Below are 18,389 nucleotides of genomic sequence, written 5' to 3'. Positions count from 1 at the left end.
AATTTCCGTCTTAGAGCAGTTAAAATTCCGAAAGTCATCCTTCATATCCTGTGCATGGATTTAAATATCTCCTCCCGCTGTATTAAGATCGAAATCTTCAACTCTCTGCCCTCTTCTTCAATACTCTCTTTAAGCTCATTAAACTGGACACTGGCCTTCGATATGTCTACCAGCATTGTCATTGTGAAATACTCCTGCATTATCGTCTGAGTTATATCCATAATGTTTACATTTTTCTCTGCAAGCACCTTGCTTATCCCGGCTATTATCCCTATCCTGTCGCATCCAACTGCCGTGATTACAGCTTTCATTTTAACACTCCCAATTTTTTATCATTATTTTTATATTACCACGAACAAAAAAATAATGCGAACAAATTCTATAAGTGAACTTGTGCATCTTGAGCACTCATTTGCCAGACTTGAATCCGGACGCATCCTCCATGGCACACCATTTAAAAACCCCGGAAAAGATTTCCGGGGTTTTTAAATGTTAAATTATTTGAGTCCGTATTCTTCCGGCCTGAATTTGCCGGGTTCGATTTCGTCTTTAATTTCATTCCAGAATTTCTCTTCGTCATCCGGAATATCATCAAGCTGGCTCTCCATAATATCAAGCCATCGTTCTTCCTTCTTTTCAACCTTTAATTCTTTATTTGAAATGGCATTTCTTAATTTCTCGATTGTAACTTCCGCAGCCTTTTTGGTCCTTAAGAAAGCATCCTTTTCTTTTATGATTTCAGAGCTTATGTCATATACGACATCGGGCCTCAGCACATAAGCCTGGGGATCAAGTCTGCTGTCGGAATCCGAAAGCCAGTTTCTAAGCTTCAGCATACTCTCGTGGCCGTCATTTTTAGCTTCATTCATAAGCCTGCAATCATATATAAGCTGTTCCATCGAAACTACCGGAGCCATATCGCTTAATAATTTCACGTTCTGGACCGACTCATTGCTCCACAAGTCGGCTACAGCCTGTGAAACATTGCCGACCGAAGTAAGATGCGCACATGCGCTGGATTTGCCTTCCATAGCAATAGGAACTCCCGCCATGGCTTTCATATAAGGCCCTTCGTATGCGCAGTCCTTGCTTGGCCCTACGGCGCCCATTTCATATGCTACAAGGCTTCTCTCGACAGTTACTGTTCTTACAACCGCCGCAAACATCCTTGGTATAAAGCCGCGTTCAGCAAGTATCATTGCTGTATTCCCAAAACCGCAGGCGGTATCGCCGGATGCTATGCTTCCTGTCTCGTCGGCTATCTTCACTATATTGCCCCATAAATACCTCATATCCCTTACTCCGAGGACTCCTAACGAAAAAATTACCTTCCTTAGGTCTGCATTTACTAAAGCATCATCGTCTATTTCTTTTCCTCCCGTAGATTCTATCGCGAGGAAATCCGCCCCATCCTTTGCACACCCTTCAAATGTTTTGAGCATATTCTCCCATGGTTCACCTCTCCTTAAGAAAGGAGGCCTTAATATTTCACGGGTATCATTTGGCGTTATTCTCATAACACTCTTTAGCCCGTATTTTGCTTCATATTCAAACATAGCATCACGCACGAGCTTGTGAACTTCAATACCCCATTTAGGATTCAGCGTCATTGGAGGCAAAAGCTCAAGTTCAACTGCGATTCCCGGGGCATGAAGCTCCTTTGCACGCTTTAGCACTCCATTTATTATCATGGTGTACTGTTTTCTGACCTCAGGCATCGTGCTTTCATTTATATTCATCGGCGGAAGTGTAAAATTGATTTCCGGATAGACATCTCCTCCGCCTATTACAAGCCCATTTTTTGTCTTGACGGGATTCGGACTGTAACCATACAGAAATTCGTCTTTTGATTTATATGCCAACTTATCAAATGTTTTAGCCATAGCATGTCCCCCTTTAATTCTGTCTTTCAATCAAAGCCTTCTTGGCTACTTCTGCGGCAGTTGCAGCATCCGCAGTATAATAGTCGGCTCCTATTTCCTTTGCATATTCATCTGTTACAGGTGCTCCGCCTATCATCACTATATATTTATTTCTTATGTTTCTCTTCTTGAGTTCCTCCACTACATCTTTCATAGCCGGCATCGTAGTTGTCAGAAGAGCAGACATAGCGATAATATCGGCATGCAGTTCTTCGGCCTTTTGGGCAAATACTTCTTTGGGAACATCGACGCCAAGATCATAAACCTCGATCCCCGTACCTTTAAGCATCATTATAACCAGATTTTTACCAATATCATGAAGGTCTCCCTTTACCGTTCCCATTACAGCCCTTCCTACAGCCTTTACACCTGTTTTGGTAAGTATGGGCTCAAGTATTTTCATTCCCTGGGACATTGCCCTGCCTGCTATAAGCATTTCAGGAACATATATTTCCCCTTCTTTAAATCTTTCGCCGACCGCAGACATTGCTGAAATCAAACCTTCATTCAGTATTTTTACAGCTGGTATCCCTTCTTCTATGGCCTTTGTAACAAGTTCCTTAGTCTTTTTTGCGTTACCTCTTTCTACATAATTTAATATTTCCTTTAAATCCATTTATCGCACCCTCCTTATGATTTACTCTATTTAACTTCAATTCGTAATATGAGCTTATGTTATTTTGAACGCTCATTCGCTATTCAAAATAACATAAACCTATTTATGTCTGATTTCAGATTACGAATTGAAGACTCTATTTAAATATATAGCATATGAAAAAAACAGTATCCTATTTACTTTTATTATTTTGTAATATTTTTAGATAATATAAAAAGTAAAAGCAATTCAAAAATGATGCCCTATTAACACATTATCTGTTATTTTATAGCTAACAATAATTTTTACCTTTTTATAATAGCAAAATATTTGTCTTATCCATAATAATTTATCGCTATAATTTGTAACATTTTTATAAAAATAACGTTTTTTTTGGATTATATAGTAAAACTTATGCTATAATTAGTATCATAAATATTGCGCAATGAGAAAGCTACCGCGGGTGCATATTCTATATTTGAATAATATTTCGGTGGGAGGAAGCTATGGATAAATCGGTAGATACTCAAAAAATGTTGAGGGACATTCTATATAGTTATTATTATTCTACGGGCATACCTGTATTTTCTATCGATTTTGAAGGGAATACAGGCGTCAGGTCATGTGAATGTGCAGGTATATGCAAATTTTTAAACGATTATCTGAAAGAATCCTCTCCTTGTTCCCAGGCACACCTTTATGCAAGCAAACAGGCAGAATCCATTGGTGATGCATATGTATTTTTCTGCCCTGCAGGCCTTGTCCATTATACGACGCCCATAATAAGGAACGATTTATTCACAGGAGCTATCCTGGCGGGCCCTATACTTTTAGACTATCCTGATCAGATAGCTGTCGATGGCATCATACAAAAATATAATATGTCTGTCAACATGAGGGGAAAGATAGGAAGCTTCCTTCAGGCCGTACCAGTTGTTGAAGCGTCAAGAGTAAGATATTTAAGCAGGCTGTTGTTCTTCATAACATCCGGCATGCTCTCCCTGAATGAACATATTCTATTCGAAAGAAGAGAAAGTATGGACCAGCAGTCTCAAATAAGCGGAAGCATCCAGGACATAAAGGAATACTCAGATAAAGATTATTATCCATATGAAATGGAAAAAGAGCTTCAGATAAAGGTAAAAAACGGCGATGTTACAGGTGCAAAAACTGTCTTGAACCAGCTGCTGGGGCATATTTTTTTTACATCCGGTGGAAAGATAGAGATCATGAAAGCTCGGACTTTGGAGCTTTGCACATTGTTATCCAGGGCTGCTGTTGAAGGCGGCGGCGCCCTTGATACTATTTTTGGAATGAATTATGAGTTTATAAACAAGCTTTATAAGATAAAAAATATAGAAGAGCTTTCATACTGGATTTTAAGGGTACTTTATATATACTCTGAAAAAGTCTTTGATCTTGGCAGCATTAAAAACGCCGAACTTATTAAAGCCGCTATAAAATATATCAATGAAAACTACAAAAACGATATAACGCTTGCGGATATATCCGGTTATATAAAACTCAATCCTTCTTATTTTTCGGCCATATTTAAAAAAGAAACAGGTATAGGCTTTTCCGACTATGTCAACAAGGTAAGAGTGGATGAGAGCAAGCGCCTCCTTTTGGATACAAGGATTTCAATACTTGATATAGCATTGGATGTCGGTTTTGAAAGCCAGAGTTATTTCACCAAGGTATTCAAAAAATTTACAGGCATGACGCCGAAGCAATATCGAGAAAAACAGCCATAAAAAGCAGCAGGCATAAAATCTATGCCTGCTGCTTTTTAGTTCGTATAAAGTTTTAACGGTATCGTCCTGTCAAACTTTTTAATCATGCTGTGGCCGGTTATGGAAATCGTTATGCCCTTTTGATTCTTTTCTATGCCGCCTATCTCCTCCCTTGTCTTTAGAGCGTACGCTGTAAATAATTTATCTTTATATTTTGTTTCATAGTTTTTAATCACATCATCATAATCGTACTTTTTACCTTTTTCATCTATAATTGTTCTCTCATATGCAGATGAGCCTAAAAGCACATTTTTACTATTATCCTGCTGATTTATACCAATGGACATATCCATATAGCTCCTCACTTCAGGCTCTATTATATCAAACTGTATATGATCATCATCCTTTTTAAGATTATCGACAGTTATTTTATTTCCAAGGTAATAAAATTCCATAGGAAAATTGCCCTTGAAATCGATATAAACCCTTGTTTTATCCTTATCCTCCATATAGTCTGTATGGCTGCCTAAATATATGCTCAAATCCTTAATTCTATCGTTGTATATAGTTCTAAAAAAAAGCTTTTCTGTCGCTGTGCTAGTAACAACATCTATTTGTGGAATATTATACATGCATCTGTAATTCTCGCTTCCGTTTTTAAGAATCAAGTCATATCTAATAGAATTTAAAAATGTCCTGTCCTGGCAATCAACATCGATTACAGTGCATGATAGTCCGACCGTAAGCTTTTTAAACTGCATTTTATGACCATCTATCTCTGCGGTGCTCTTTAACAGATAAGATCTGCTCTTGAATTTTTTAAAGGGCACATCAAAGGACCAGTTGCCTACAATTGCATCTGCCTTTATATCCTCAGTTCCATTTTTTATCATCCTTTTGTATATCTTTCCGATTTTGACATGGAGTACTTTATTTTCGGCGTCGATGGGTCTTAATCCCATCAGACATATGCTTTGCTTATTAGCCGAATACTCGTATGACATAAAACCATAACTTCCTACTTTCTCTTTAATATTTACATCTCCATCTTGTATATAATAAGCGCTGTTTTCATCACCCTGTATCTCAAAATAAATAAGAGTCTGTATGTCGTCTGCGGCAACCTTGACAACCGTAATCTTTATACCTCTGTCCGTGCTCGATATGCTTAAATTCTCGCCGAAAGCGCCATATGAGTTGCTATAACTTTTACCGGACATCGCAATATCTATTACATCCAATAATCTGTATCTTTCATTTTTTGGCACCAAGAAAAAGACAAACAGCAGCGCGGCAATGGCGATACCTGTTATGGAACCCGCCTTCAAAAGCTTTTTATTTGCTTCTCTCTTTGGATTATAATCCTTTAATACTTTTTCATACATACCGGTCAGGAAATCAGAAGGAATTTTTATATTCCTCACGCTTTCCTCCAACTTCCATGCAGTTTTATCTATCGCTTTTATTTCATTAAAGCAGTCATCGCAAATATCCAGATGAGAGGCTACTTTCTCTCTTAAATCATCATTCAGATTTTTGTCTATGTATTCGACCATATAATCTTTTACATCTGCACAATCCATAATTACGACTTTTCACCTGCGCGTTCGGTTATATTTTTGATGCCCGTATATACGAGTGTATATACCTTTACTTCATCTTCAAAGATTTAATGCTAAGCATTTTCATTTATTATTAATATACCCCTGTAATGGCTTCTTTTCAATCAGAATTCTATATTTATTTCAGTTTCTCTTCCTGAACTTTGATTCGTGATAAAAAATCGGTCATAAATAAAATCATGTTATTTTGAGCAACGAATTAGCGCTCAAAATAACACAAGCTAAAATTGCGAATCGCAGCTCCCTGAAAAACAAACATTACTTTTCAAAAACTGATTTCATCAATGCAATAAGCTGTTTGTCAGTTTGCTCATAACGTTCGAGGCTTTTCCCCCGGTCAACCTTACCACCAATAATCACGGCATCCGTCTCCGCTTCAATGGCGATACCGACGCCATTTTCCATGTATACCAGCTTGCGGACATGAGGTATCTTTATATGCACGTTGGCCTCCTGTGAAAAATCATCTATGTGAATTTTCCCCTCCGTTCTGGTTACATTTTGCATCTGTTCGATTTTTTCCGTATCGAAGTGATCCTCTGCGAAATAGAAGATGCTGAACCTGTTTTGAAATTCCATCGTATCTTTATTGAAGTAATAATAAACCGTCTGGTATGCCATGATTTCATCAGTTGCGTCATCTTTTAAAACAGCTTTCGTCATTGTATAATCCCCATCTGGAAGAACAGGGTCGATGATGTATGTGTGCAATGATGATTCTATATCGTCCTTAGTAAATTGCGCCTGCTGGTGCCAATGCCGACCGATATCCAACTCTTTTCCTGCTGACATAAGCCAACCGCTGAAGTAGAAGCTAACTGGCACTTTTGCGTCTGAGTCATATCCATGTCTGACAATCTGCGATATGTCTATGTTGTGATATACCGCACCGCTTTGCCCTGTAACATCAGTTTTGGAAGATGCAGGGGTCTGCTTGCTTGGTTGATTCAACCCGCTTTCACTTTCGATAAACCTCTTGTTATCGGGATATGGCTGGATGCTTGTAAAAGCAATGATAAACGCCAGCACACATGCAGCAACAGAAACATATTTCGTCTTTGATCTGAAATCGAAAAGAGTAATTTTTGATTTCTCCGTAATCTTTCTTATTGTTTGAGATTCCAGCCACGGCTGAACCTCAATGCCGTCCAATCCCTTATGGAGCGCTTTTTCAATCGAGATATTCATAATCTGACCATCCCCTCTCGGTTAAAATTTCTTTGAGATAAATTTTGGCCCTGTGCAATCTGGAGTTTATGGCGGACTCTGTTGTTTTAAGTATTCCCGCAATTTCTTTCGACGTATAACCGAAATAGTATTTAAGCAATATTACGTCTTTATAGTCTAAGGGTAATGAAACAATAATTTTATAAAGCTCATCGCATTCATCGTATATTGCCGTATCACGGCGGTCATCGCAATCCAGAAGATTTATCGTATCATTCCTTAAAGAACGACTTTTTAGGAAATTTTTACATGTATTGATTGCAATTCTTGTCAGCCATGTTTTGAACCCGGATTTGCCGCAAAAGGCAGAGTGTTTCCTTACAAGCTTAATAAAGACTTCCTGAAAAGCATCTTCCGCATCCTGCTTATTTTGAAGATAATAACGGCATATTTTCAGGACATCTTTCCCATAAGTCTTAACTATTTCTTCGATATTCTCAATGCCGCTTTTGGACATCTAACTTACACCTCCAACAGGTTGCACATCAAAACCCACCACCCTTATTTTAGTCTTGTAACCGGCTTCTATATATTAGACAATCTTAAACCCGTTTTTTGTTCGCATAAAGAAAATTTTTTTATGTGATCTCCTAAAAAGTACCTGCCAGCCAGACAATTTCAGCGCCGCCGTTCAGCATTTAGTACCTTCCACAGAATATTTTGCCAAGAAAAATGCACCTTCAAATATTAGATTTTTTCCTAACATTTGGGGTGCGCTTCATTTTTTTACGACTATTTTTTATTTCGTATAAAGTTTTAACGGTATCGTCATATCAAATTTCTTAATTACGCTGTGGCCCGATATGGAAAACATTATGCCCTTTTACATCCGCACAATCCATAATTACGACTTTTCACCTGCACGTTCAGTTATATTTTTGATGCCCGTATACAAGCTGTGCCTTACTTCACCCTCAGGAATTTTAAGTATCAGAGCTATTTCCCTTATAGAATACCCTCCGTGATATTTAAGGATTACCACATCTTTTTCTTTTCCATCCAATGTACGTACATATTTTATTATATCCCCATCGTTATCTGGAAAGCTAGGGCCATATTGTGTGGCGACATCCTTCTGCCCGCAGGCTTTTCTGCATTCATCAAGGAACATATCAACCGCCCAGTATTCAAAATCCTCTTTCCCCTTGAGACTTTTTATATTTTTAAATATATTTATAATCGCCCCTTTAAAAACTGCATCCATGCTGCAGCTTTGGCAATACGCAGATGCAATCCGATACATCACGGATTTTCTATCGCGGAACCAACTTACAAGCGCATATACATTTTTCCTTCTTATCTCTTTTACAATATCCTTATCCTTAACCTGACTGTGTACCATTTCAAGATCCACCATGCTCTCACTTCTATCCGTAATGCTAAGCATTTCTATTTATTATTACTATACCCCTGCAATGGCTTCTTTTCAATCATAATTTTATATTTACTGCGATTCGTAATTTAAACTTATGTTATCTTACATCCTTTTCCACGAAATGTTGTCCCCTCTTGACATATCCATGATAAAACCTGCTCTGTTTATCCTTCTTTCTATGCACTGCCTGCATTCTGCAGCTTCCTCGCCTGTACATACCTTTCCGTCATATAAAGCATACTTTTTCCTGACATTTAAAGGCGATAAGTTTGGCATGACAACATTGGCCCCTGCCAGAAGCCCCTTTTCTCTTCCTGAAGGATCGATGGTCCCAAGCGCGGTTGTCGCCGGAAGCAATACATCGGGAAGAAGAAGTCTTATTATCGAAAGAAGCATTACCGTTTGCTTAACCGTCCCCCTTCTGCAGGCGGACAAGGGTGTATCCTTATGGGGTATAAAGGGTCCTATCCCCACCATATGGGGTTGAAGTTTTTTTAAAAACATCAGGTCATTTACATAGTCTTCATTTTTCTGTCCGGGAAGTCCTATCATAAAACCTGCGCCTACCTGGTATCCTATTTTTTTGAGATTCCAAAGGCATTCTATCCTGTTTTCGAAGCTCATCTTCGGGTCAAGTCTCTCATACAATTTTTTTGTAGCTGTTTCATGCCGTAGAAGATACCGATCAGTACCGGCATCATAGTATCTTTTATATGATTCATATGTTTTTTCCCCGATTGAAAGCGTAACGGCACATGATGGAAAAATATCTTTTATCCTCCTGACGAGCTCTACTATTTTATCATCTGTAAAATAGGGATCCTCGCCGCCTTGGAGTACAAAAGTCCTGTACCCCAATTTATATCCTGTTTTGCATGTGTCAAGTATCTGATCTTCAGTAAGCCTGTATCTTTCGGCTTTTTTATTTGAGCCCCTTATACCGCAGTACATGCAGTTTCTCCGGCAGTAGTTTGTAAATTCTATAAGTCCCCTCATATAAACGCTCCTGCCATAATACCTTAATCTCGTCTCATCTGCCCTCTCCATCAAGTACTTGAATGAATCGTCCTCCATATTATCGAGCATATATTTAAGCTCTTCCCCGGACAAGCTGTTTTCTTTATATAATTTGTCGATTATTTCTTTCATGCTGATCATATGCTTTATCCCTTCACATTGATTTTAACCGGCCAGCAAACGCATACTCAAGGTATATCCACAAACCATTTGATAAGTTCTTGGCTTTGCTGCAGCTTAAGAATCCTTAGAGTTTTTGATTGTCTGCGCTAAGATAAGTTTCAAAGGCTCTTGTATTCTTAAGGCTGCAGGCCTTAGAACCTCATGTTTTTTGAACAGCATGAGGTTCTCCCGATGCAGCAGGTTATATATGGAGATCCCTTTCGCCTTTTTCGATTCTCGATAAATAATCCTGTATGGTGCTGTAAATCTCCTGCCCCTTGAATCTATCCACATAATCATTTATAACTTTATTGCCGACTCTTTTGGTCTCATCCGATGCATAATCCAGCAGATATTCCTTGAATGTGAATATGGCATTTGGAATGCAAAAGTTGTGTACAAAGCTTGATTTTGCATATCCCATGAAATTTTCACCCGTACGGCCTTCCCTATAGCAGGCTGTACAGAATGAAGGTATGCTGTCCATGGAACACGTTTCCCTTACGACATCGTCGAGAGGCCTTGTGTCTCCAAGAGTAAACTGTTCCTTTTCAGGAATGTCATTTGCCTGGCCCTTTTTATATCCGCCTACGCCTATTCTCGAGCCTGCATCTATCTGGGATACTCCAAACGGAATAACTTCACTGCGCACTTTTGGATTTTCCCTTGCAGTCAATATCATTCCCGTATATGGTACTGAAAGCCTGAGTATAGCGACCAGCTTTTTAAAGTCCTCATCACTTACGGCATATTTTAAATCTGTCACATACGGCGTATCTATTGCAGGCTCTATTCTCGGGAAGGAAATAGTGTGCGGCCCTACGCCGTTATATTTTTTTTCAAGATGTATGGTATGATATAAAAGTCCCATGACTTCAAAGCGCCAGTCATATAGCCCGAAAAGCGCGCCTATGGCCACATCGTCGATCCCTGCATCCTGTGCCCTGTCCTGGGCGTAAAGCCTCCATCTGTAATTACCTTTTATAGTATTTTGCGGATGAACTTCTCTATATGTCTGATGGTTATAAGTTTCCTGGAATACCTGAAAAGTCCCTATTCCCACCTTTTTCAGCTTTTTAAGCTCATCCCTTGAAAGAGGTGCACAGTTTATGTTCGCCCTTCTTATCTCTCCATGTTCGCTTTTTACACTGTATACGTGCCGGACACTTTCAGCTATAAAATCCGCGCTTGTCTCGGGAGACTCCCCGTATACCAGCACGGTTCTTTTCTGTCCTTCACTTATCATTATCCTGACTTCTTCTTCGATTTCTTCCATCGTCAGTGTCTTTCTCTGTATTTTCGTGTTGCTGCTCCTGTAGCCGCAGTATTTGCAGTTATTGGCGCATTTATCGCTTATATAAAGTGGCGCAAAGAAGACTATCCTGTCCCCATAAACCTTCCTTTTCAGCTTATTTGCCAGAGCGTACATATCTTCAATCATTTCCTTATCCTTATTCTGTATCAATATAGCTGTTTCTTCAGGTTCCAGCCTGACCTGGGTTTCAGCTTTTTTTAGAACGGAGCGCACATCGGCTTTCGAAGGATTTCTCCACTTGTCAAGCTGCGCCCATATTTTATCATCATCGATAAAATCCTTGTCCATAGAATCGTATTCCTTAAAGTCTTCCTCATACTTCTTTAAAAAATCCATATTACCCCTCCATCATAATATATTTTTAATCTCCTGTGCCGCCCGCAAAACATGTATCGAGTGCATATTTTATATTTGAAGAATATTAACATCGCGCTTGATACACCCACATATTTCAGCCGGCACAAAGAATACTGACATCAGATAAAGTGCTATTTTTCAGGAAACTATCCCGATCATTCATCCATTCCCGCTTCATCAAGAGCAAGCAGCGCTGCCGGGAATGGCCCCAGCGCTCTTCTTAATATGCCCAGAACATAGGCTATAAGCAACCCGTAATTTGTTATCGCAACACCCTGCATTTCCGCTTCCCTTATCCTATACTGCATCTCGCGTTTGTTTAACATGCAGGCGCCGCAGTGGACTATCATATCATAATCTTTGATTCTTTCAGGAAAAAATGTGCCTGAAGCCCATTCAAAGCTTATATCTCGTCCTGTTATCTGCCTTATCCATCTCGTGATCTTTACCTTGCCTATATCATCGGACTGCCTGTGATGCGTACATCCTTCCACAATAAGCACCCTTGCGCCGTCTTTTAAGCTCTCTATCTTTTTAAGCCCCCTCACCATCCTCACAAGGTCTCCCTTTTGCCTTGCAAAAAGTATCGAAAAGGATGTCATCGGTATATCGGGCGGAGTATCTGCAGTTACCTTTAAAAAAGCCTGGGAGTCCGTCACGACAAGAGCAGGTTTTTTGCTTAAATTTAAAAAAGTTTCCTTGAGTTCATATTCCTTCGTAACAACCGCTATCGCATCGGAATCGATAATATCGCGTATGGTCTGCTGCTGTGGCAGTATGAGCCTTCCCTTCGGCGCAGCTTTGTCGATGGGCGTCACCAGCACGACAATATCGCCCGGATTTATGAGATCGCTTACGATACTAAGCTCCGAATCATCGTAACTGGCATTTTTTACTATAAGCTTTTTAACATCCTCGATCCCTTCTTTAGTCTTGCAGCTTATTTTTGCCAGTGGTATGCCAAGCTTCAGGCTGTAATTTTTCACTGTTTCAGATGATACGTCTGCAAGATCGCACTTGTTTATGACGCCGATCGCTTTAATATTTCTATCCTTCAATTCCCTTACAATATCCGTTTCAAATTCTGTTAAGCCGTCAGGTGCGCTTATGACGATAACTGCAAGATCCGTTCTTCTGAGTATCTCATATGTCTTTTTCATCCTTAACGTGCCAAGTGCCCCTTCATCATCCAGACCGGCCGTATCCGTTATTACAACCGGCCCTATGGGCAGAAGTTCCATGGTTTTATATACAGGATCCGTCGTAGTACCAGCAACATCCGAGACCACCGCTATTTCCTGATTTGTCAGTGTATTAATCAGCGTGGATTTGCCTGTATTTCTCTTCCCGAATATGGATATATGTATCCTGTTTCCAATAGGCGTATTGTTCAAATATGTCCCCCCTTAGTATTTCTTTCCGGGAATCCCCGGTCTTGTCATGACGGATGGATTGATTATTTTATCTATATTTTTTTCATCAAGTATTTTCTCCTTAAGCAAAACATCCTTTACCGTCATGCCGGTATTCAAGCACTTCATGACCACTTTCGACGCCCTTTCATAACCTATGTATCTTGTAAGCGCAGTAGCAACGGCAAGACTTCTTTCCAAATTGTTCTTGCACCTTTCCCTGTCGGCATGTATATTTTTAATGCATTTTATAAAAATCTTAAGCCCGTTTCTTAAAAGGTCCAACATCTCAAGAAGATTTTTTGCAATCAAGGGAAGAAAAGCATTTAGTTCAAGCTGCCCTGCCTGAGCTGCAAGGGTTATAGCAAGATCGTTTCCCATTATCTGAAATGCTATCTCACCTACTGCTTCGGGTATAACGGGATTCACTTTGCCGGGCATTATGGATGAACCCGCCTGAACGCTCTGAAGCTTTATCTCGCCGATTCCCGCCCTTGGCCCGGAAGATAAAAGCCTTAAATCATTCGATATTTTAAGCAGGTTGACGGCAGCCGCCTTTAAAAGTCCGGACACTTCTACGAAAACATCACAATTCTGCGTAGGATCCATCATATATTCAGCTCTTGCAAGCCCTAAACCTGTAAGCTCACGAAGTTTCTCTATCATGTTGAATATATATTTCTTTTCTGCATTTATTCCCGTGCCTACGGCGGTTCCTCCTATATTTACCTGACGCAGCCTTTCCTCAGCCTTATAAAGCCTCCATCTGTCCCTTGCTATTGCCTGGGCCCATGCGCCAAATTCCTGCCCCAGTGTAACCGGTACGGCATCCTGCAACTCAGTCCTGCCTACCTTTAGCACTGATGAAAACTCCTCTTCCTTTTCCTGAAGGGCGCTTTGAAGATCGGCGAAAAGTTCGCTTACGGGAAGCAGCAGCTTTATGGCAGCAATTCTTACCGCCGTAGGGAAAACATCATTCGTAGACTGGGACATGTTTACGTGATCGATGGGGTGCACTATGGAATAGTCCCCTTTTTTACCTTTCAAAATTTCGATCGCACGATTTGCTACGACTTCATTTACGTTCATATTTGTGGATGTTCCGGCTCCACCTTGCATGCAATCTACTACGAACTGATCGTCAAACTTACCTGAAAGTATTTCATCACAGGCCGCAATGATGGCATCCGCAATCCTTTTGTCAAGAAGCCCCACATAATTATTGGTCAATGCGGCAGCTTTTTTTATTGTTACCATCGCTTTTATAAGTTCAGGATGCACAGGTCTTCCTGTAATATTAAAATTTTGAACGGCCCTTAACGTATTTATGCCGTAATAAGCATCATCATCAATAAATGCTTCACCCAATATATCATGCTCTTTCCTCATTTTCCCTCCATAACATATGATCACAGGTGCATATTTTATATTTGAAGAATATTATTCCACATCAAAAAAACTTCCTGAGCATTTTCAGGAAGTTTTTAATAACATATTCTCTCTAAAATCCTTCCGTTCGGATAAGCCCAACCCTTCGGGAATCCCGTCTGTTTATTACACGGGATAACTTGTATACCCTTCGACGCAGGATGGATCCCACATCTTGGAGACAATATTTGATTTTTAAATGCACTTAACTTTAAATTCTTGCAACTCCGGTTTTCCTTGCTGCCTCGGCAACTCTTTCAGCGACAAGCTTGCTTACCCTTTTATCGAAAGGCTGCGGGATTATATTATCCTCACCAAGCTCGTTTTCACCGACAAGTGATGCAATAGCTTCCGCAGCCGCGATCTTCATCTCATCATTTATTTCCCTTGCCCTCACATCAAGAGCTCCCCTGAATATTCCCGGGAAAGCAAGCACATTGTTTATCTGATTTGCAAAATCGGACCTTCCTGTGCCAACAACACGGGCTCCGGCCGCCTTGGCTTTATCAGGCATTATTTCGGGAACGGGGTTTGCCATTGCAAATATTATCGCATCTTTGTTCATGGACCTGACCATTTCTTCATCTACAGTATTTGGCGCTGACACACCTATAAACACATCGGCGCCTTTTATAACATCTTTAAGTTTGCCCTTTTCAAAGTTTCTGTTTGTAACCTTGGCGATCTGCTCCTTTGCAGGGTTCAGCTTTTCTCTCCCTTCATATATAGCGCCTTGCCTGTCACACATAATGGCATTTTTAAGCCCTCTCTTTATCAGCAATTTGACGATAGCGATCCCAGCAGCTCCCGTACCATTCATCACGACTTTTATGTCCCTAATGTCTTTCTTTACGATTTTGAGGGCATTTATAAGAGCTGCCAGCGTGACAACTGCAGTTCCATGCTGGTCATCATGAAATACAGGTATATTGAGCTCTTTTTTAAGCCTTTCCTCTATTTCAAAGCATCTCGGCGCTGAAATATCCTCCAAGTTTATTCCTCCGAATGTAGGGGATATCATCTTTACCGTATTTACTATTTCATCGACGTTTTTTGTCGCAAGACAAATAGGAATCGCATCGACGTTTCCAAATGTCTTAAATAAAACCGCCTTGCCCTCCATTACAGGCATCCCGGCTTCCGGCCCTATATCTCCAAGACCTAGTACCGCCGTTCCATCGGTTACTACAGCTACCAGATTCCACTTTCTGGTATATTCATATGCCTTTTCAACATCATTGTGTATTTCCATACATGGTTCAGCAACCCCCGGCGTATAAGCCATCGAAAGATCTTCTCTTGTTGCGACGGGAGCCCTGCTTACTATCTCGATTTTACCCTTCCATTCAGAATGGAGCTTAAGTGCTTTTTCTTTTAAATCCATGATTTACCTCCTATATATCTTCCACTTGTTTTAGTACTTCTTTAATCTTTTCTGCAGAAGTTTTCAGTTCTTTTAATTCAAGATCGTCTAATGTTATCTCAAGAACCCTGTCTATACCATTTGAGTTGATGATGCAGGGCATGCTCAAAGCCACATCATTGATACCGTATAAACCGTTTATTACACTGCTTACCGTCAAAATAGAGTTCTGATTTTTAATAATAGCCTCGACGATCCTGTTTACAGTCATAGCAATTGCATAATAAGTAGCACCTTTATTCTTTATTATAGTTGCTCCCGCCTCTTTTACTTCCTTGGCAATCTCATCCTTATCCGTATTGCACAGCGGATTATTATATATGCTGCAATATTCGCCCAATCTCATTCCGGCAACATTTACAGCGCTCCATACAGGGATCTGACTATCTCCATGCTCTCCGATTATATAGCCGTGGACATTTCTTACATCCATGTTAAATTTTTGACTAAGTAGATATCTGAATCTGGAACTGTCAAGCACAGTGCCCGAACCGAATACTTTAGATGCTGGAAGTGAAGACCACTTTCTAAACATGTAAGTTATGATATCAAGCGGATTGGAAACGACTAATATTACTCCCTGATTGTAATATTTTATTACGTTTTTCGTTATGTCTTTAATTATAGAAGTGTTCTTTTTAGCCAAGTCAAGACGCGTCTCTCCGGGTTTTCTGCCTGCTCCTGCAGTGATTATTATACAATCGCAGTCTTTACAATCCTGATAATCTCCGGAATAAATAGACATTTGTCCCACAAATGAAAGCCCGTGATTTATATCCATTGCTTCTCCAAATGCTTTTGCCTTATTTACGTCGATTAGTACCATTTCAGACACAAGGCCCTTTATAGCCATCTCAAAAGCTATGGAAGATCCTACAAACCCTGTGCCGATTATTGCAACTTTTACTTTTGATTTTACCATATTTACGCCTCCATAGGTAAATAAAAACGAAATTGATAATATAATAACATATTTCAAGGGATAAAATCAATGTTTAAATCTCCCATATTATATTTATATCATCTATTATTATACAGCATTTTATTATATTTTTTTCGTTTATCTTATTATTAGTACCTATTTCGCATATATACAAAATAACTATAATTATTTTGACCGGAATGAAAATGCTGTCATGCCGGCAATTGACCTTCGGACAAGTTGCTTATAATATAAACTGTGCTGTGCTATTTTAAACATTTCATTCAAAATGGCACAGCACAGTTTTATTTATATTAAGTTGCAAGTTACAAAATTGAGGCTATCTCACTGAAAACTTATATATCGTCGTTTGCCTGTATTTCTGCCCTGCTCTCAATACAGGAGATGGAAAATTCTCATGATTTGGCGAATCGGGATAGAATTGTGTCTCCAGGCATAAAGCCGATCTCTTTTCATACGCCTTGCCGCCCTTGCCGATATCCTTGCCATTCAGGTAATTTCCTGTGTAAAACTGCACTCCCGGTTCTGTCGTATACACTTCCAGAACCCTTCCTGATGCGCTATCATATACCTCTGCCGCTTTCTTGGGAGTTTTTCCGCTTACATTCAACACGAAGTTGTGATCAAACCCGCCTGCAAATTTTATCTGCTCATAGTCGCTGTCTATATCCTTTCCGACTACAGTAAGGTTTCTAAAGTCAAGAGGCGTTCCCTTTACAGCTCTCAATTCTCCCGTAGGTATGGATTCTTCATCTACCGTAGTAAACTTGTCCGCATTTATCATTACCTGATGATTTAAAATACTGCCCGATGGCTGACCCGAAAGATTAAAGTACGAATGGTTCGTGAGGTTTACCACTGTGTCCTTATCTGAAACAGCATAGTAATCTATTCTTAATGAATTATCATCTGCAAAAGTGTATGTGACAGTTACATTCAGATTTCCCGGATATCCTTCCTCGCCATCCTTGCTGAAACATGAAAGCTTTAAGCATTCATTCCTTCCGGATTTTACTATGTTTGCAGTCCAGACCTTTTTACTAAAGCCTTCAAACCCTCCATGCAAATGATTTTTCCCCTCATTTTTTGAAAGGTGGTATTCTATCCCGTTGAGCTTGAATGTTCCTTTCCCTATCCTGTTTCCGTAACGCCCGATGAGTGCTCCAAAATATTTTTTGCCATTTAAGTATCCATTCAAATTGTCATAACCGAGCACTACATCATCCATATTACCTTTTCTGTCGGGAACTTTCAGTGAAACAAGAGTACCTCCATAATTGATTATTTTAGCTTCTGCACCCTTTGAATTAGTAAGAGTAAAAACATCCACTTCTCTACCGTCAGCTGTATTTCCGTATAAACTCTTTGTAATTCCCATGACTTCTACCTCCAACGTATAATATTAAAATCCTGCCTGTACATATTTTAAAACACTCATGCAATATTGTCACTATATTTTTAATGTTTGGTATTGCTAAAATTCAAAATTTTTAAGTTTATGGGACGTATATTTTATATACCCAAGTTTATGACGCTTTGCATAAAAAAACGATATTTACATCGCAGTGAGTAGGTAAACTCGGGATAGCTAATCCCGAGTTTTTCCTCTCATAGAACCGTACATGCGGGCCCCGCATACGGCTCCCGAAAGACTTCAGTTGTTATTATTCATAGTAACAATACAAAGTACCGACTTGTAGTTTAGAAATGTCAAACAGTTTCATTTCATCAAACCATTTATTAGGAAGTGCCATACTAATGAGCGGAGATGCTGAATTTCTCCATCTTGACATGGATATCTTTTCAAAATCTCCTTCATAACCCATTTTCCTTAATTGCTTGTGTAGTGCCCTCCATG

Annotated in this window: 16 protein-coding genes; 1 reads left to right on the top strand and 15 read right to left on the bottom strand. The window is 39.6% G+C overall.

Annotated features, from left to right (window positions below):
- Positions 1-41: 41 nt before the first annotated feature.
- From QME45_02110 to QME45_02100, 3 genes are all read right to left on the bottom strand, one after another.
- Entirely contained in the window at positions 42-311 is a 270-nt protein-coding gene (locus QME45_02110; protein MDI6617453.1) for an ACT domain-containing protein, read from the bottom strand.
- A gap of 186 nt (positions 312-497) precedes the next feature.
- Positions 498-1,883, bottom strand: coding sequence for a methyltransferase MtaB domain-containing protein (locus QME45_02105; protein ID MDI6617452.1), 1,386 nt, complete (start codon positions 1,881-1,883; stop codon positions 498-500).
- A 13-nt stretch (positions 1,884-1,896) separates the two neighbouring features.
- On the bottom strand, positions 1,897-2,538 hold the full coding sequence (locus QME45_02100) for a corrinoid protein (GenBank protein MDI6617451.1): 642 nt from the start codon (positions 2,536-2,538) through the stop codon (positions 1,897-1,899).
- Between the two features lie 485 nt (positions 2,539-3,023).
- Here QME45_02100 and QME45_02095 point away from each other — a divergent pair, with 485 nt between their 5' ends.
- Positions 3,024-4,271: an AraC family transcriptional regulator gene (locus QME45_02095; GenBank protein ID MDI6617450.1), complete on the top strand. Its 1,248-nt coding sequence runs from the start codon at positions 3,024-3,026 to the stop codon at positions 4,269-4,271.
- A gap of 35 nt (positions 4,272-4,306) precedes the next feature.
- On the opposite strand, the gene QME45_02090 is transcribed toward QME45_02095, so the two are convergent.
- The 12 genes from QME45_02090 to QME45_02035 all read right to left on the bottom strand — a co-directional run.
- On the bottom strand, positions 4,307-5,833 hold the full coding sequence (locus tag QME45_02090) for a zf-HC2 domain-containing protein (GenBank protein MDI6617449.1): 1,527 nt from the start codon (positions 5,831-5,833) through the stop codon (positions 4,307-4,309).
- Between the two features lie 297 nt (positions 5,834-6,130).
- On the bottom strand, positions 6,131-7,060 hold the full coding sequence (locus QME45_02085) for a hypothetical protein (protein MDI6617448.1): 930 nt from the start codon (positions 7,058-7,060) through the stop codon (positions 6,131-6,133).
- Positions 7,044-7,556: a sigma-70 family RNA polymerase sigma factor gene (locus tag QME45_02080; protein MDI6617447.1), complete on the bottom strand. Its 513-nt coding sequence runs from the start codon at positions 7,554-7,556 to the stop codon at positions 7,044-7,046. Before QME45_02080 ends, QME45_02085 begins: the two co-directional genes overlap by 17 nt.
- 387 nt (positions 7,557-7,943) lie before the next feature.
- Complete coding sequence (locus tag QME45_02075) at positions 7,944-8,456, bottom strand: sigma factor-like helix-turn-helix DNA-binding protein (protein MDI6617446.1); 513 nt, start codon at positions 8,454-8,456, stop codon at positions 7,944-7,946.
- Between the two features lie 120 nt (positions 8,457-8,576).
- Positions 8,577-9,623 (bottom strand): [FeFe] hydrogenase H-cluster radical SAM maturase HydE, encoded by a 1,047-nt coding sequence (gene hydE, locus QME45_02070; GenBank protein ID MDI6617445.1) that lies wholly within the window; start codon positions 9,621-9,623, stop codon positions 8,577-8,579.
- Between the two features lie 232 nt (positions 9,624-9,855).
- Positions 9,856-11,304 (bottom strand): [FeFe] hydrogenase H-cluster radical SAM maturase HydG, encoded by a 1,449-nt coding sequence (gene hydG / locus QME45_02065; protein ID MDI6617444.1) that lies wholly within the window; start codon positions 11,302-11,304, stop codon positions 9,856-9,858.
- 176 nt (positions 11,305-11,480) lie between these two features.
- Entirely contained in the window at positions 11,481-12,719 is a 1,239-nt protein-coding gene (gene hydF, locus QME45_02060) for a [FeFe] hydrogenase H-cluster maturation GTPase HydF (GenBank protein ID MDI6617443.1), read from the bottom strand.
- A gap of 12 nt (positions 12,720-12,731) precedes the next feature.
- On the bottom strand, positions 12,732-14,126 hold the full coding sequence (locus QME45_02055; GenBank protein ID MDI6617442.1) for an aspartate ammonia-lyase: 1,395 nt from the start codon (positions 14,124-14,126) through the stop codon (positions 12,732-12,734).
- Between the two features lie 250 nt (positions 14,127-14,376).
- A complete protein-coding gene (locus QME45_02050) occupies positions 14,377-15,549 on the bottom strand; it encodes a malic enzyme-like NAD(P)-binding protein (GenBank protein ID MDI6617441.1) in 1,173 nt (390 codons plus the stop codon).
- A 10-nt stretch (positions 15,550-15,559) separates the two neighbouring features.
- On the bottom strand, positions 15,560-16,510 hold the full coding sequence (locus tag QME45_02045) for an L-lactate dehydrogenase (GenBank protein ID MDI6617440.1): 951 nt from the start codon (positions 16,508-16,510) through the stop codon (positions 15,560-15,562).
- 340 nt (positions 16,511-16,850) lie between these two features.
- A complete protein-coding gene (locus tag QME45_02040; protein ID MDI6617439.1) occupies positions 16,851-17,909 on the bottom strand; it encodes an aldose epimerase family protein in 1,059 nt (352 codons plus the stop codon).
- Positions 17,910-18,195: 286 nt separating this feature from the next.
- A partial coding sequence (locus tag QME45_02035) for a group II intron reverse transcriptase/maturase (protein ID MDI6617438.1) occupies positions 18,196-18,389 on the bottom strand: 194 nt, incomplete at its 5' end.

The sequence above is a fragment of the Clostridiales bacterium genome (genome assembly GCA_030016385.1).
In the GTDB taxonomy this organism is placed as follows: domain Bacteria; phylum Bacillota; class Clostridia; order Clostridiales; family Oxobacteraceae; genus JASEJN01.
The sequence above is the reverse complement of the archived record's forward strand: the minus strand, read 5'-3'. Positions and strand labels throughout refer to the sequence as shown.

Excerpts from the sequence above, each read along its gene's own strand:
- QME45_02110 (MDI6617453.1), bottom strand. The coding sequence starts at position 311 with ATGAAAGCTGTAATCACGGCAGTTGGATGCGACAGGATAGGGATAATA.
- QME45_02105 (MDI6617452.1), bottom strand. The coding sequence starts at position 1,883 with ATGGCTAAAACATTTGATAAGTTGGCATATAAATCAAAAGACGAATTT.
- QME45_02100 (MDI6617451.1), bottom strand. The coding sequence starts at position 2,538 with ATGGATTTAAAGGAAATATTAAATTATGTAGAAAGAGGTAACGCAAAA.
- QME45_02095 (MDI6617450.1), top strand. The coding sequence starts at position 3,024 with ATGGATAAATCGGTAGATACTCAAAAAATGTTGAGGGACATTCTATAT.
- QME45_02090 (MDI6617449.1), bottom strand. The coding sequence starts at position 5,833 with ATGGATTGTGCAGATGTAAAAGATTATATGGTCGAATACATAGACAAA.
- QME45_02085 (MDI6617448.1), bottom strand. The coding sequence starts at position 7,060 with ATGAATATCTCGATTGAAAAAGCGCTCCATAAGGGATTGGACGGCATT.
- QME45_02080 (MDI6617447.1), bottom strand. The coding sequence starts at position 7,556 with ATGTCCAAAAGCGGCATTGAGAATATCGAAGAAATAGTTAAGACTTAT.
- QME45_02075 (MDI6617446.1), bottom strand. The coding sequence starts at position 8,456 with ATGGTGGATCTTGAAATGGTACACAGTCAGGTTAAGGATAAGGATATT.
- hydE (MDI6617445.1), bottom strand. The coding sequence starts at position 9,623 with ATGAAAGAAATAATCGACAAATTATATAAAGAAAACAGCTTGTCCGGG.
- hydG (MDI6617444.1), bottom strand. The coding sequence starts at position 11,304 with ATGGATTTTTTAAAGAAGTATGAGGAAGACTTTAAGGAATACGATTCT.
- QME45_02055 (MDI6617442.1), bottom strand. The coding sequence starts at position 14,126 with ATGAGGAAAGAGCATGATATATTGGGTGAAGCATTTATTGATGATGAT.
- QME45_02050 (MDI6617441.1), bottom strand. The coding sequence starts at position 15,549 with ATGGATTTAAAAGAAAAAGCACTTAAGCTCCATTCTGAATGGAAGGGT.
- QME45_02045 (MDI6617440.1), bottom strand. The coding sequence starts at position 16,510 with ATGGTAAAATCAAAAGTAAAAGTTGCAATAATCGGCACAGGGTTTGTA.
- QME45_02040 (MDI6617439.1), bottom strand. The coding sequence starts at position 17,909 with ATGGGAATTACAAAGAGTTTATACGGAAATACAGCTGACGGTAGAGAA.